Annotated in this window: 16 protein-coding genes; 5 read left to right on the top strand and 11 right to left on the bottom strand. The window is 72.3% G+C overall.

Features of this window, described 5'->3' with window-relative positions:
* Positions 1-349 (bottom strand): hypothetical protein (locus Q7T15_RS11190; protein ID WP_370689148.1); only part of this gene is annotated, 349 nt, incomplete at its 3' end.
* A gap of 129 nt (positions 350-478) precedes the next feature.
* On the opposite strand from Q7T15_RS11190, the gene Q7T15_RS11185 reads away from it, so the two are divergent.
* Complete coding sequence (locus Q7T15_RS11185; protein WP_304696301.1) at positions 479-775, top strand: winged helix-turn-helix domain-containing protein; 297 nt, start codon at positions 479-481, stop codon at positions 773-775.
* Positions 776-837: 62 nt separating this feature from the next.
* Here Q7T15_RS11185 and Q7T15_RS11180 read toward each other — a convergent pair whose 3' ends face one another.
* The 3 genes from Q7T15_RS11180 to Q7T15_RS11170 all read right to left on the bottom strand — a co-directional run bounded on the left by Q7T15_RS11180 (position 838) and on the right by Q7T15_RS11170 (position 4332).
* Positions 838-2130, bottom strand: a complete 1293-nt coding sequence (locus tag Q7T15_RS11180) for a PhoH family protein (protein ID WP_304696299.1) — start codon at positions 2128-2130, stop codon at positions 838-840.
* Positions 2131-2405: 275 nt separating this feature from the next.
* The gene (locus Q7T15_RS11175) at positions 2406-3536 is read right to left on the bottom strand and encodes an aminotransferase class V-fold PLP-dependent enzyme (protein ID WP_304696297.1); all 1131 of its coding nucleotides are present in this window, start codon (positions 3534-3536) and stop codon (positions 2406-2408) included.
* 13 nt (positions 3537-3549) lie between these two features.
* Complete coding sequence (locus tag Q7T15_RS11170; RefSeq protein ID WP_304696295.1) at positions 3550-4332, bottom strand: isoprenyl transferase; 783 nt, start codon at positions 4330-4332, stop codon at positions 3550-3552.
* 85 nt (positions 4333-4417) lie between these two features.
* Here Q7T15_RS11170 and Q7T15_RS11165 point away from each other — a divergent pair, with 85 nt between their 5' ends.
* Positions 4418-5194, top strand: coding sequence for a hemolysin III family protein (locus Q7T15_RS11165; RefSeq protein ID WP_304696293.1), 777 nt, complete (start codon positions 4418-4420; stop codon positions 5192-5194).
* On the opposite strand, the gene Q7T15_RS11160 is transcribed toward Q7T15_RS11165, so the two are convergent.
* On the bottom strand, positions 5138-5485 hold the full coding sequence (locus tag Q7T15_RS11160; RefSeq protein ID WP_304696291.1) for a hypothetical protein: 348 nt from the start codon (positions 5483-5485) through the stop codon (positions 5138-5140). The genes Q7T15_RS11165 and Q7T15_RS11160 overlap by 57 nt on opposite strands.
* 97 nt (positions 5486-5582) lie before the next feature.
* Here Q7T15_RS11160 and Q7T15_RS11155 point away from each other — a divergent pair, with 97 nt between their 5' ends.
* Together Q7T15_RS11155 and greA are read left to right on the top strand one after the other, a co-directional pair.
* A complete protein-coding gene (locus Q7T15_RS11155) occupies positions 5583-6062 on the top strand; it encodes a DUF4307 domain-containing protein (RefSeq protein ID WP_304696289.1) in 480 nt (159 codons plus the stop codon).
* 82 nt (positions 6063-6144) lie between these two features.
* Complete coding sequence (gene greA / locus Q7T15_RS11150) at positions 6145-6639, top strand: transcription elongation factor GreA (RefSeq protein WP_055856500.1); 495 nt, start codon at positions 6145-6147, stop codon at positions 6637-6639.
* Positions 6640-6660: 21 nt separating this feature from the next.
* Here greA and ilvA read toward each other — a convergent pair whose 3' ends face one another.
* The 6 genes from ilvA to Q7T15_RS11120 form a co-directional block, all read right to left on the bottom strand.
* Positions 6661-7929 (bottom strand): threonine ammonia-lyase, encoded by a 1269-nt coding sequence (gene ilvA / locus Q7T15_RS11145; protein WP_304696286.1) that lies wholly within the window; start codon positions 7927-7929, stop codon positions 6661-6663.
* The gene (locus tag Q7T15_RS11140) at positions 7926-9089 is read right to left on the bottom strand and encodes an AI-2E family transporter (protein WP_304696284.1); all 1164 of its coding nucleotides are present in this window, start codon (positions 9087-9089) and stop codon (positions 7926-7928) included. The genes ilvA and Q7T15_RS11140 overlap by 4 nt, the downstream gene beginning before the upstream one ends.
* Before the next feature lie 26 nt (positions 9090-9115).
* Positions 9116-10183, bottom strand: a complete 1068-nt coding sequence (locus tag Q7T15_RS11135) for an ABC transporter ATP-binding protein (RefSeq protein WP_304696282.1) — start codon at positions 10181-10183, stop codon at positions 9116-9118.
* Positions 10180-10995: an ABC transporter permease gene (locus Q7T15_RS11130; RefSeq protein ID WP_304696280.1), complete on the bottom strand. Its 816-nt coding sequence runs from the start codon at positions 10993-10995 to the stop codon at positions 10180-10182. The genes Q7T15_RS11135 and Q7T15_RS11130 overlap by 4 nt, the downstream gene beginning before the upstream one ends.
* Positions 10992-11792: an ABC transporter permease gene (locus Q7T15_RS11125; RefSeq protein WP_370689147.1), complete on the bottom strand. Its 801-nt coding sequence runs from the start codon at positions 11790-11792 to the stop codon at positions 10992-10994. Before Q7T15_RS11125 ends, Q7T15_RS11130 begins: the two co-directional genes overlap by 4 nt.
* A 169-nt stretch (positions 11793-11961) precedes the next feature.
* The gene (locus Q7T15_RS11120) at positions 11962-13086 is read right to left on the bottom strand and encodes an ABC transporter substrate-binding protein (RefSeq protein WP_304696278.1); all 1125 of its coding nucleotides are present in this window, start codon (positions 13084-13086) and stop codon (positions 11962-11964) included.
* 158 nt (positions 13087-13244) lie between these two features.
* On the opposite strand from Q7T15_RS11120, the gene Q7T15_RS11115 reads away from it, so the two are divergent.
* The coding region (locus Q7T15_RS11115; RefSeq protein ID WP_304696276.1) for a winged helix-turn-helix domain-containing protein at positions 13245-14325 on the top strand (1081 nt) is incomplete at its 3' end.

The following is a 14325-nucleotide window of genomic DNA, read 5'->3' as shown; positions in this document are numbered from 1 at the left end:
GGCCTCCCGCCGCGATCGCGGCGACGGCTCCCCAGAGCGCGAGGTCGCCGACCACGAGCCAGGGGGCGGCGCGGCGAACGGCGGCCGCTCCCCCGCCCAGGCGGAGTGCGATGAGGGTGGCGGCGGTCGCGGCGCTCCAGGCGAGGGCGACGAGCCAGGGCTGCGCGGCGACGGCGAGGAGGGCGGTCGCGGCGAGCATCCCGCCGATCGCGACGGTGACGCCGACGCCGTGGCGGTCGCCGCGGAGGGACCGGTGCGCGTACGGCAGCACCGCGAGGGCGATGCCGACGACGAGCACGAGCAGAAGAACGGAGAGCGGTTCGAGGCTGAGGAGAGGGGCGGGCGGCATGGGCGAACCTCCTTACGCGTCACAGAATACACGTAATCTCTTTCGTGTGTTTTGCTTCGCGTTTTAGTGTCCGCGTGTTGCGCTGTGCGCTTCCGGCCGATCCGCGGCTGCGCGCCCTACAGTGAGCACGTGGCCGAGTGGACGTTCCTGACCAATCACTCGCACGTGCTCGTGTGCCTCGCCGCCGATCCCGAGCTGCGCATGCGCGAGATCGCCGAGCTCGTGGGCATCACCGAGCGCGCCACCCAGCGCATCATCGCCGAGCTCGTCGAGGGCGGCTACCTGCTCAAGGAGCGCGACGGCCGCCGCAACCGCTACACCGTCAACGGCAGCGCGAGCCTGCGCCACCGCGTCGAGGGCGACCACACGCTCGGGGAGCTGCTCGCCGCCGTCGCGCAGTCGCGTCGCGGACAGTCGACCGACTGACGCCGAATCCGGACGGCGCCCGCCCCGCAGGCGAGCGCCGTCCGATGCGGCGGATGCCCGGCTCAGGCGAGCTCGTTGCCCTCGAGCAGATCCGTCACGAGCGCCGCGATCGCGCTGCGCTCGCTGCGCGTGAGGGTGATGTGCCCGAACAGCCCGTGGCCCTTGAGCGTCTCGATGACGCTCGCGACGCCGTCGTGGCGACCGACGCGGAGGTTGTCGCGCTGGGCGACGTCGTGCGTGAGCACGACCTTCGAGTTCTGCCCGATGCGCGAGAGCACCGTGAGCAGGACGTTGCGCTCGAGCGACTGCGCCTCGTCGACGATCACGAACGCGTCGTGCAGCGACCGGCCGCGGATGTGCGTGAGCGGCAGCACCTCGAGCAGCCCGCGGTCGATGACCTCGTCGAGCACGTTCTGCGACACGACCGAGCTGAGCGTGTCGAACGTCGCCTGCGCCCACGGGTTCATCTTCTCGCTCGCGTCGCCCGGCAGGTAGCCGAGCTCCTGCCCGCCGACGGCGTAGAGCGGGCGGAAGACCATGATCTTGCGCTGCTGCTGCCGCTCGAGCACCGCCTCGAGCCCAGCGCACAGCGCGAGCGCCGACTTGCCGGTGCCCGCGCGGCCGCCGAGCGAGACGATGCCGATCTGCGGATCCATGAGCAGGTCGATCGCGAGCCGCTGCTCGGCCGAGCGGCCGTGCAGCCCGAAGACGTCGCGGTCGCCGCGCACGAGCCCGATGCGGCCCTTCTCGATGACGCGCCCGAGCGCCGACCCGCGATCGGAGTGGATCACGAGGCCCGTGTTGAGCGGCACATCGGCGACGGCCGCCGACTCGATCGTCTCGCGGTCGTACAGCTTCGCCATCTCGTCGCTCGAGAGCGTGACGTCCGCCTGCCCCGTCCAGCCGGAGTCGACGGCGAGCTCGGCGCGGTACTCCTGCGCCGCGAGGCCGATCGACGACGCCTTGACGCGCATCGGGAGGTCCTTCGAGACGACGACGACGTCGAGGCCGTCGCTCGCGAGGTTCATGGCGACGGCGAGGATGCGCGAGTCGTTGTCGCCGAGCTGCAGCCCCGAGGGCAGCACCGACTGGTTCGAGTGGTTGAGCTCGACGCGCAGCGAGCCGCCGTCGCCCACGGCGATGGGGAAGTCGAGGCGCTCGTGCTGCACGCGCAGGTCATCCAGATTGCGCAGCGCCTGGCGCGCGAAGTAGCCGATCTCGGGGTCGTTGCGCTTGGCCTCGAGCTCGCCGATGACGACGACGGGGATGACGACGGCGTGCTCCTTGAAGCGGAACAGCGCTTTCGGGTCGCTCAGCAGCACCGACGTGTCGAGAACGTAGGTGAGCTGGCCCACCTCCCCCGACGTCGCGCTGCTGGTTGCTGCCTGGCGAGTAGTGCGGGAAGAGGCCACCGGTGCTCCATCCCCGGGGAGCGCGGGCGTCCCCGGACCATTGTCGCGACGGAGACGGCCAGGGGCTCGCGAGACGATTCGAGGCCGTCCCGACCGGGCGCGGTGCCCGATGCGGCTGACGCTAGACCTGCTCGATCGAACCCGAGGGAACGACACGCCCGTGTCACGCGATGGTCATGCTGTCCGACCGTTCCGACCGGGTCGCGCGACCCGACGGCTCAGATGCGCGTGCCCGCCTGGTACTCGGCGAGCGCCGTGCGCAGCAGCTCGATCGTCTCGTCGGTCGTCGACGCGTGCGGCCCGAGACGCACCCGGCCCCCGCGGACCGTGGTCGACACCCCGTGGTTGTGCAGGGCCGCGGTGAGGATGCTCAGCTGCTCCGCCGGCGGATCGATCACGACGATCCCCGCGCGCTCGGCGTCGTCCCGCGGCGAGCCGACCGGCAGCCCCACCTCGTCCGCTGCGGCGATGATCGCCGAGGCGCGCTCGAGCACGCGGTCGCGGATGACCCCCACGCCCACCGAGACGACCTCCTCGACGGCACCGGCCAGGCGCGCCTGCGCGACCGGATCGGCGTAGCCGACGCGGAACGCGCGGGCCGTCGGGTGCGGCGCGACGATCTCGTGGACGGGCCCGTCGGCCATCGGGTCGTCGATCGCGTTCCAGCCCGACCACACGGGCGTGAGCTGCTCGCGCGCGCGATCGCTGAGTGCGAGGAAGCCGGTGCCGTACCCCGCCCGCAGCCACTTCTGCCCGCCGGCGACGATGACGTCGCAGACCTCCCACGGCGCCTCGACGACGCCGAGGCCCTGGATGGCGTCGACGATGAGCAGCCGGTCGCCGATGACCTGGCGGATGCCCTCGAGATCGATGAGGTGCCCCGTGCGGTAGTCGACGAGGCTCACGGCGACCGCGACGACCGAGCTCGCCATCTGGTCGCGCACGACGGCGGGGGTCACGCGCTCGTGATCGGGCGTGATCGTGTGCGGCACGAGCACGCCGAGCGCCTCGGCCGCGCGCGCCATGCCGTACCCGATCGACGGGAACTCGTCGGGGCTCGCCGCGACGCCGCCCGTCACGCCGAACATCGCGTGCATGAGCGCCTGGCTCGTGGAGGGCTGGAAGACGACCTGATCGGGGCGGAAGCCGATCAGGGAGGCGACCGCGGCATCCACGCGCTCCTCCTCCGCCTCCATCGACGGCATCGAGCCGAAGCGAGCGCGGGCCATGAGCTCCGACTGGGCGCGCTGCTCGCCGAGCGCGGCCTCCCCGAGCGGGCCGAAGGAGGGGAAGTTCAAGTAGCCGGGCTCCTCGGAGAAGCGAGCGGCGTAGTCGTCGATGGCGGGCATCCGTCTGCTCCTCTCAGGCGCCGAAGCGGCGCTGACGGCGGGCGAAGTCGCGGAGGGCGCGGAGGAAGTCGACCTCGCGCAGGTCGGGGCCGAGGGCCTCGACGAAGTAGAACTCGCTGTGCGCGCTCTGCCACAGCATGAAGTCGCTCAGGCGCTGCTCGCCGGAGGTGCGGATCACGAGGTCGGGGTCGGGCTGGCCGCCCGTGTACAGGTGCTCGGCGATCTTCTCGGGCGTGACCTCCTCGGCGAGCTCGTCGAGAGTGCCGCCGCGCTCGGCGTGGTGGTGCACGATCGATCGCACCGCGTCGGCGATCTCGCGCCGGCCGCCGTAGCCCACGGCGAGGTTGATGTGGAGGCCCCGGTCGTCGGCGGTGCGCGCCTCGGCCGCGTCGAGAGCGGCGAGCAGCTCGTCGGGGAGCCCCTCCCGACTCCCGACGTGCTGCACGCGCCACTGCGGCACGCGCGAGAGCTCATCGGCGAGCTCGGCGATGATGCGCGTGAGGGCCGTGAGCTCGGCCTCGTCGCGGCCCGTCAGGTTGTCGGTCGAGAGCAGGTAGAGGGTGACGACGCCGATGCCGGCCTCGTCGCACCAGGAGAGGAACTCGCGCATCTTGTCGGCGCCCGCGCGGTGGCCGTGCTCGGTCGTGCCGCCGAACTGCCGGGCCCAGCGCCGGTTGCCGTCGATGATCATCGCGACGTGGCGGGGGTGCGTCGTCTCAGCCAGCTGACGCCGCAGCCGACGCATGTAGAGCTCGTAGAGCAGCCCGCTCCCGCCGGGGATTCTCCTCGAACGCACAGGCTTACGGTAGTCCACCGCCGGGGGCTTGTCCCCCAGCGCCAAGGGATTGGGTCGGGCACCCCCGGCCGCGTAGCGTGAGGGCATGACCTCGTCCCCCTCCCCCGGCTCGCAGCGATCGCACGACGAGTCGGCGCACGAGGCGGCCGTCGACCGCGAGCCCGGCGCGGACATCCCGAACATCCCCCTCCTGGAGGACGAGCTCGAGCACCCGCCGGTCGAGGGCAAGCCGCTGTGGCGCGGCTGGATCCACGCCGGCACCTTCCCGCTCGCGATCGTGCTCGGCGTCGTCCTGCTCGTCGCCGCCGACGGCGCGGATGCGACCTGGTCGAGCGCGGTGTTCATGACGACGTCGCTGCTGCTCTTCGGCATCTCGGCGACCTACCACCGCTTCACGTGGAGCGAGCGCACGCGCATCCTGCTCAAGCGCCTCGACCACGCGAACATCTTCCTGCTCATCGCGGGCACCTACACGCCGCTCGCGGTGCTCGCGCTGCCGCCCGACAAGGGCTACCTGCTGCTCGTGCTCGTCTGGGCGGGCGCCGCGGTCGGCATCGGCTTCCGCGTCTTCTGGATCCACGCGCCGCGCTGGGCCTACGTGCCGCTCTACGTCCTGCTCGGCTGGGCCGCTGTGCTGTACATGGCCGACCTCTACGCCGCGAACCCCGCGATGATGGTTCTCGTCATCGCGGGCGGTCTCGCGTACACGGCGGGCGCGGTGATCTACGGCATGAAGCGCCCGAACCCCGTGCCGGGCGTCTTCGGCTTCCACGAGATCTTCCACACGCTCACGGTCGTGGCGTTCCTATGCCACTGGGCGGGGATCCTGCTCGTCGCCATCGACCCGCCGTTCGGCGGCTGAGTCGGCGCCGTCCGCTCCCTCGCCGCTCGCGGCACGGAGCTCGGCCTCGGCGCGCTCGGCCTCGAGCTGCTCGCGCACCTCGCCGCGGTACCGCACGCGGCGCACGCGGCGCGACATGTCGATGATGAGCAGGATCGCCGCGATCGTCACGAGCGCGATGGCGACGAAGCCGATGACGCCCGGGGTGACCGAGTTCGGGTCGACCTCGATCGGCGGGATAAGCGGGTCGCCCGGGTCGTCGACGGGCCCGGGGCCCACGGTGAGGGGGGCGAGAGACGACAGCCAGTTCACGACGAGCTCCTCGAGAAGGGGGCCGCGCTGCGCGGCCCGGTGCGGTCGGCGCCCAGCGCCGCGCAGTAACGTTGCTCCAGACTATCCGTCCTATTCCGTGAGCAGACAGGATGCCCTCCGCGCGATGCCCGACGACGCGACGCCCGACCCCGCCCTGACGGATGCCGCCCGGCCGATGACCGCGCAGGCGCGACTCGATGCGCGCTACGGCCGCACGCCCGGCGAGCGCCGCCGCACGCGCACCATCGTCATCGCGGCCGCCGTCGCCTTCGTCGTCGTCTTCGCCGCGTGGGTCGTGTGGGGCGGGCTGTCGGGCACGAACGCGACGCTCGAGGTGCGCGAGCTCGGCTACCGCGACGCGACCGACACGTCGATCTCGGTGCGCTGGGAGGTCTCGACCGAGCCCGGGACGGAGGTGTCGTGCGCGATCCAGGCGCTCAACGGCAGCTTCGGCATCGTGGGCTGGCGGATCATCGAGCTCGGGGCGTCCGAGCGGCGCACGCGCGTCTTCGAGGAGTCGCTGCGCACCGCGGAGCCCGCGGTGACGGGTTTGCCGTATCGCTGCTGGCTTCCGTAGAATCCACGGAATCGATCCGCGGAACCGGCCCATGAGGCCGGTTCTCGTGCGTTGACACGACCGACCGACCGAAGGGCACCCCATGAGCGACACCGGCAGCTCCACCAAGTGGCTCACGCAGGAGGCGCACGACCGTCTGAGCTCCGAGCTCGAGTACCTGTCGACGACGGGGCGCTCCGACATCGCCAAGCGCATCGAGGCCGCGCGCGACGAGGGCGACCTGAAGGAGAACGGCGGCTACCACGCGGCGAAGGACGAGCAGGGCAAGATCGAGGCGCGCATCCGCCAGCTCACCGAGCTCCTGCGCACCGCGACGGTCGGCGAGGTCCCCGAGGCGACCGACGTCGTCGAGCCGGGCACGGTCGTCACGGCCAAGGTCATGGGCGACGAGGAGAAGTTCCTGCTCGGCAGCCGCGAGATCCTCGCCGACGGCAGCGACCTCGACGTCTACAGCGAGCAGAGCCCCCTCGGCGCGGCCATCCTCGGCCTCACGATCGGCGAGTTCACGACCTACACCGCTCCGAGCGGCAAGGAGATCGACGTCGAGATCCTCGACGTGCAGACCTACCGGCCGTAGGCGCTGCTCGGCTCGAGCTCGTTACAGCGTGCGCCGCGGGTCGTAGCCGGCCTCCCGCAGCGCCGTGAGCACCTGCTCGGCGTGCTCGGGGCCGCGAGTCTCGATGTGCAGCTCGAGCTCGACCTGGCTGATCTGCAGGCCCGAGCCGTGGCGCGTATGCAGGACCTCGACAACGTTGGCGTTCTGCGAGGCGACGATCTCGCTCGTGCGCGCGAGCTGGCCGGGGCGGTCGGGCAGCGGGATGCGCAGCTTGAGGTAGCGCTCGCTCGCGGCGAGGCCGTGGCTGATGACGCGCTCCATGATGAGCGGGTCGATGTTTCCGCCCGAGAGCACGACGACGGTCTTCCCCGTCGCGCGGATGCGGCCCGTGATCACGGCCGCGACCCCGACGGCCCCCGCGGGCTCGACGACGAGCTTGGCGCGCTCGAGCAGCACGAGCATCGCGCGCGCGATGTCGTCGTCGTCGACCGTGACGACCTCGTCGACGGTCTCGCGGATGATCACGAAGTTGAGCTTGCCCGGCTTGGCGACCGCGATGCCGTCGGCGATCGTCGGTGTCATCGTGATCGCGGTCGGCTCGCCGGCTGCGAGGCTCGCGGGGTAGGCCGCGGCGTTCGCGGCCTGCACCCCGATGACCCGGATGCTGCGGCCCTCGGCCGACGCCCGCTGCTTGAGCACGGTCGCCACGCCCGAGATGAGGCCGCCGCCGCCGATCGGGACGACGATCGTCTCGAGGTCGGGCACCTGGTCGAGGATGTCGAGCGCGAGCGCTCCCTGCCCCGCGATGACGTCGGGGTGGTCGAAGGGCGGGATGAACACCGCGCCCGTCGCGGTCGCGTGCTCCTGCGCGGCGCGGCGCGACTCGTCGAAGGTGTGGCCGCGCAGCACCACGTCGGCGCCGTAGTGGCGGGTCGCCTGCAGCTTCGGCAGGGCGACGCCGACGGGCATGAAGATCGTGGCGCGGATGCCCAGCTCACGTGCGGCGAACGCGACGCCCTGGGCGTGGTTGCCGGCGCTCGCCGCGACGACGCCGTGCGCTCTCTCGTCGGCCGTCAGCCGGGACATCCGGTAATAGGCGCCGCGGATCTTGTACGAGCCGGTGCGCTGCAGGTTCTCGGCCTTGAGCAGCACGGGCGCGCCGAGGATGTCGCTGAGGTAGCGCGAGGTCTCCATCGGCGTGAGCTCGGCGACGGCGCTCACGACGCGGCGCGCCTCCTCGACCTCGGCGAGCGACGGGCCGGGGTAGCGCGGGAGGGCGCCGGCCGTCGGCGCGGCGGCGATGTCGGTCATCGGGGTCTCTTGTCTGCGAGAGGTGGTGGCGAGGCCCCCGGGGTGAGCGGGCCGGGTGCGAGCGCTGCCGGGTCGGCGCGCCATGCCCCCGTCGCAATGTACCGGACGAAGACGTTGAGGAAGGCCACGATCGGCACCGCGAAGAGGGTGCCGGGGATGCCCGCGAGGAAGCCGCCCGCCGCGACGGCGAGCACGACGGCGAGCGGGTGGACCTTGATCGCGCTGCCCATGACGAGCGGCTGGAGCACGTTGCCCTCGATCTGCTGCACGAGCAGGACGCCCGCGAGCATGATGAGCGCCGGCAGCGGCCCGGCGTAGATGAGGGCGACGACGACCGCGAGGCTGCCCGTGACGACGGCGCCGACGATCGGCACGAAGCTGCCGAGGAAGACGGCGACGGCGATCGGCAGCACGAGCGGCAGCTGCAGGGCGAGCGCCACGAGGCCGATGCCGAGCGCATCGACGAAGGCGACGAAGATCTGCACCTTGGCGAACTCGGTGACCGTGCGCCACCCGGCGCTCGCGGCGCCGTCGACGGCCTCGCGCGCGGTGCGCGGGAAGAGCCCGACGACGAAGAGCCAGATGCGACGGCCGTCGAGCAGGAAGAACAGGAGCGCGAAGAGCGCGAGGACGGCTCCGGTCAGGATCTCCGTCGCGGTCGAGCCGATCCGCAGCGCGCCGTTCACGAACCAGTCGTCCGTGAGGTCGAACTGCCCGAAGAACTCGTCGATCGACGCCTGGATGTCGCTCTGCGACAGCCCGAACGTCGTCGCGGCCCACGACAGCAGCTCGTCGAAGCGCTCGGCCGAGCGCTCCTGCAGGTCGGCGAGGCCCGATCGGACCTGGCTGACGACGAGCCAGACGAGCGCGGTCACGACGCCGAGGAGGGTCAGCAGCCCGATCGTCGCGGCGAGGCCGTTGGGCACGCGGCGGCGGCGCATCCAGCTCACGAACGGCCCGAGCAGCGCCGCGAGCAGGACGCCCACGAAGACCGGGATGACGAGCAGGCTCAGCTGCATCACGAGGAAGATGACGACCGCGACGACCCCCGCGATCGCGAGGAGGCGCCACGAGTAGGCGCCGGCGATGCGCATGCCGCGCGGCACGTCGTCCGGGCGGAGCGTCGTGGAGTCGACGGGCGTGCGCAGGCGTCGGAACATCGCCCCAGTCTACGAGCGGCGCATTCTCACCGCGGCGCGACGGCCACGGGACGCCCGGCGAGGCGCACGTGCACCCGATCGCCCGGGTGGGCGGCCGATCCCGCCGGGTGCTGGACGACGACCTCCGCACCTTCGTCGAGGAGGACGCGCGTGCGTCGGAAGGCTCCGAGGAACGAGGTCGTCAGGACCCGGCCCGCGTGCGCGCCCGGCTCGTGCTCGCCGACGAGCTCGACGTCCTCTGGTCGGACGAGGGCGTGCACGTCGCCGCTCGCCGAGCCCGGGTCGAGCAGAGGGAGCGGCTGGCCCGCGACGAGGACGACGTCGTCGACGACGCAGCCGGGCATCCGATTCGACAGACCGACGAAGTCGGCGACGAAGGCGCTCGCGGGGCGCGCGTAGAGCTCCTCGGGGCTGCCGATCTGCTCGATGCGGCCGGCGCGCATGACCGCGACGCGGTCGGCGACGGCGAGGGCCTCCTCCTGGTCGTGCGTCACGAAGAGGGTCGTGATGCCGAGCTCGGTCTGGATGCGGCGGATCTCGTCGCGCAGCTGCACCCGCACCTTCGCGTCGAGCGCGCTCAGCGGCTCGTCGAGCAGGAGCACGCGCGGGCGCGTGACGAGGGCGCGGGCGAGGGCGACGCGCTGCTGCTGGCCTCCGGAGAGCTGGTGCGCGTAGCGGGATGCGTGGTGGTCGAGACCGACGAGCTCGAGCGCCTCGGCCGCGCGCGAGCGGCGGTCGGCGGCGGGCACCCGGCGCATGCGGAGCCCGAACTCGACGTTCTCGATCGCCGTCAGGTGCGGGAAGAGCGAGTACGACTGGAAGACCATGCCGATGTCGCGCTTGTTCGTCGGGGTGCCGATCACGTCGTCGCCGTCGATGAGGATGCTGCCCTCGTCGGCCGCCTCGAGCCCGGCCAGGACCCGCAGGGCCGTCGTCTTGCCGCAGCCGGAGGGCCCGAGCAGGGCGACGAGCTCGCCCGGCGCGAGATCGAGGGAGACCCCGTCGAGCGCGGTGAGCCCCGGGAACCGCTTGACGACGCCGCGGAGCGAGACGGGGGCCGAGATGCGAGGGGCAGTGGCGGGAGCGGAGGTCATGGGGTCCTTCCGGGGCGGATGCGGCCGAGGCGGCCGATCACGAGCAGCAGGGCGAGGGCGAGGAGCAGGGCGAGGAGCGCGACGATGACGGCGATGAACGGGTCGTCCTTCTGCACGATGACGAGCGCCGTCTGCAGGTTCTGGCGATTGAGCAGCGACGCGATCGTGAACTCGCCGAGCACGACCGCGACCGTGATGAAGGCGCCCGCGAGGAGGCCCGGGCGGAGGTTCGGCAGCAGGACGCGCGCGATCACGACGGGCCAGCTCGCGCCGAGCGACCGCGCCGCCTCGGTGAGCGTCGCGACGTCGATCGCGTCGAGGTTCGACTGCACGGCGCGGTAGGCGAACGGCAGCACGAGGATGCCGTAGGCGAAGGCGAGGCTCCAGACGCCGCTGCCGGCCGCGCGCGCGATCACTCCGTAGACGGGGGCGAGGCCGACGACGAGCACGATCGCGGGGATGCTGATCGGCAGCAGGCAGACGAACTCGAGCACCGGGCGGAGGCGCGGCAGCCGCAGGTGGACGACGATCATCGTCGGCACGAGCAGCACGAGCACGATCGCGACCGTCGCCGCCGCGAGCACGAGCGAGTTGCCGATCGCGGTGCCGAGCACGCGGTACTCCGGCCCGAGGCTCCCCGTGAGCACGGCGACCCAGCGAGAGACGTCGTAGCCGCCTTCGAGCCCGCGCCGCAGCGTGAACTCGAGCATCGCGACGAGCGGGATCGCGAACACCGCGCCGACGAGGCCGAGGATGGCCCAGCGCGTGAGGCGGGAGGGGACGGGGATGCCCGCGCCGGGCATCCCGCTCATCGCTGCCACCGGGAGGCGCGGCGCTGCAGCAGGCCGTACAGGAGCATGACGACCGCCATGACGAGGATCATCGCGAGGGCGAGGGCTCCGGCGAGGTTCTCGCGGCCGAGCAGGGTCTCGCTCGTGAGCGCCGCCCGGATCTGCAGCGGCAGGATCGCCTGGCCCTGACTCGTGAGCGCGGCCGCCGTCGCGTACGACGAGAAGGCGTTCGCGAACAGCAGCAGGAGCGAGCCGAGGAACGACGGTGCGAGCACCGGCAGGCCGATGCGCCACCAGAAGGTCGCGGTCGTGCCGCCGAGCGTCGCGCTCGCCTCGGCCCACTGCGGCTTGAGCGCCTCGAGGGCCGGCATGAAGATGATGACCATGAGCGGCACCTGGAAGTAGATGTAGGGCAGCACGAGCCCCGGAGCCTCGTAGAGCCAGACGCCGTCGGCGAAGATGTCGATGCCGAGGCGATCGCGCAGCAGGACGGTGATGAACCCCTGGATGCCGATGGTCGCGACGAAGGCGAAAGCGAGCATGACGCCGCCGAACTGCGCGAGCACGCCGCTCGCCGCATCGATGACCGAGCGCAGCGGCCCCTCCGGCCGGGCTCCGAGCAGGGCGTAGCAGACGAGGGCGCCGAGGACGGCGCCGACGACGGCGGTGAGCGCCGAGAGCTGCACCGAGGTCAGGAGCCCGCTCACGACGAACGGGTCGCCGAGGGCGGCGAGATTGTCGAGCGTGAACGCGCCCTCGCCGTCGAGGAAGCCCGTTCCGAGGGCGATGCCCGTGGGGAGGGCGAGGAAGAGCAGCACGTAAAGCAGGAACGGCGCGATGCCCCACAGCGGGTGGGCGAGCGCACGTCGGGCGGCACGGGATGCGCGAGCGGTCCGTACGGTGCGGGCGGTGCCGGCGGTGCCGGTCGCGCGGGTCGACCCCCGGGGCTCGTCGCCCCGGGGGTCGGCCGCGATCGCGACGGGCGCGCTACTGGACAGCCGTCGCCCACTTCTCGCCGAGGAGCGCTGCCGCGGCCTCGCTCTGCTCGGCCGTCGGCACGACGGTCTCGGCCGGAGCCTCGGGAAGGGCGGCGTAGAGCGCCTCGTCGATCTCGCCGGCCTCGACCATCGCGGCCTCGAGCACGGGGCGAGCGCCGCCCTTCAGCCAGAGGTTCTGCACCTCGGCCGAGTAGAGGAACTCCATCCAGAGGCGCGCGGCGGCGGGGTTCGGAGCGTCGATGTTGATCGCCTGGTTGTAGTAGCCGGCGTAGCCGACGCCGTCGAAGACGACGACCTCCCAGTTGCGCTGGCCTTCGAGCTCAGCCGCGTAACCGCTGTTGAGGTAGTCCCAGTCGAAGACGACGGGCGTCTCGCCCGAGGCGACCGTGGCGGGGGTCGGGTCGATCTTCACGAAGTTGCCGACCTCGTTGAGCTCGGCGAAGAAGTCGATGCCCGCCTGGAAGTCGTCGAGCTCGCCGCCGTTCTGCACGGTCGCCATGCCCACGGCCGCGAAGGCGGCTCCAGCCTGCGTCGGGTCGCCGTTGATGGCGACCTTGCCGCGGTACTCCTCGCCGAGGAGATCCTCGAGCGACTCGGGCGCCGGCACGGCGTCGGGGTCGTAGCCGACCGCCATGTACCCGCCGTAGTCGCCGACGAAGAGCCCCTCGGGGTGCTTGAGCTCGTCGGGGATCTCATCCCAGCGCTGCACCGTGTACGGGGCGAAGTAGTCGGTGCTGCTGAGCGCGACCGCGAGGCCGAGGTCGAAGACGTCGGGAGCGGTGTCCTGCCCCTTGAGGTTCTCGGCCGCCTGGATCTCCTCGGCGCTCGACGCGTCGGGCGAGGCCTCGTTGATGGTGATCTCGGGGTAGCGCTCGGCGAAGAGGTCGATGATCTCGCCGTAGTTGGCCCAGTCGCGGGGCAGGGCGATGACGTTGAGCTGCCCCTCCGCCTTCGCGGCGGCCTCGAGGGCCTCGAACGAGCCGAAGTCGGCGAGGCTCGTCGCGCCCGCGGCGTCGACGTCGGAGACGGGCTCGGCGTCGACGGCGCACGCCGACAGGCTGATCGCGGTCGCGGCGAGCAGGGCGGCGCCGGCGAGAGTGCGAGAACGGATCACTGTGTTTCCTCCGTGGGTGCGTCGCGGCGGCTCGAGGGCTGCCGAGCACGGGGAACCGCGACTCGTCGAACCGTACGAAGGCCGCGTGTCCGGGCGGCCCCCGGCGGGTGAACGGCGGGCCAACCGCCGGTGTCGGTCCGAGCCGATACGGTGACGGCGTGGACCGCCTCTCCGCCGCCGCCACGCGCCGCCTCGCGCTCGCCGCGCAGGGCTTCGACCGCGCGCATCCGCCCGCCGTCGGGTCGCGGCAGCTCACCGCCGCGGTCGACCGGCTGCAGGTGCTGCAGCTCGACTCGGTCTCGGTGTTCGCGCGCTCGCACTACCTGCCCCTGTTCGCGCGGCTCGGCGCGTACGACCGGGCCGCCCTCGACGGGCTGCTCTTCGCACGTGGCGGCCGCTACACCGAGTACTGGGCGCACGAGGCGGCGATCGTCCGGCGGGAGGACTGGCCGCTCTGGCACTGGAAGCGCGGCGAGCTGCGCGAGCGATTCACGCGGAAGGTGCCGTGGGTCGGCGAGAACGCCGCGCTCATGGCGCGGCTGCGCGCCGAGCTCGCCGAGAAGGGCCCGCTCACCGTCGCGGAGGTCGAGCACGACGCGACCGCGCGCCGCGGCCCCTGGTGGGGCTGGTCGGACGTCAAGAACGGGCTCGAGTACCTCTTCGCCTTCGGCGACGTCGTGAGCGGCGGGCGCCGCGGCTTCTCGCGCGTCTACGCGCTGCCCGAGCATGTGGGCCTCGCCGAGCTGCACGAGGTCGCCGTGCCCAAGGCCGACGCGGTGCGCGAGCTCGTGCTGCGCGGCGTGCGCGCCCTCGGCGTCGGCACCGTCGGCGACATCGCCGACTACCACCGGCTGAAGATCGCGCCGACGCAGGTCGCGCTCCGCGAGCTCGTGGAGGCCGGCGCCATCGAGCAGGTCGCGGTCGAGGGGTGGGAGCGGGGCGGCAGGCCGCTGCCGGCGTTCTGGGTGCCGGGCACGCGCATCCCCCGTCGCATCGAGGCGACGGCGCTGCTGTCGCCCTTCGACCCCGTGGTGTGGAACCGCGATCGGGCGCTGCGGATGTTCGGCTTCCACTACCGGATCGAGATCTACACGCCCGCGCCCAAGCGCCTCTACGGCTACTACTCGCTGCCCGTGCTCGTCGACGACGCGCTGCCGGGGCGCATCGACCTCAAGAGCGATCGCGCCGCGGGCGTGCTGCGCGTGCAGTCGGCGTGGGTCGAGGAGGGCGCCGACGCGG

Source organism: Microcella sp., from assembly GCF_030645145.1.
Classification (GTDB): domain Bacteria; phylum Actinomycetota; class Actinomycetes; order Actinomycetales; family Microbacteriaceae; genus Microcella.
The sequence above is the reverse complement of the archived record's forward strand: the minus strand, read 5'-3'. Positions and strand labels throughout refer to the sequence as shown.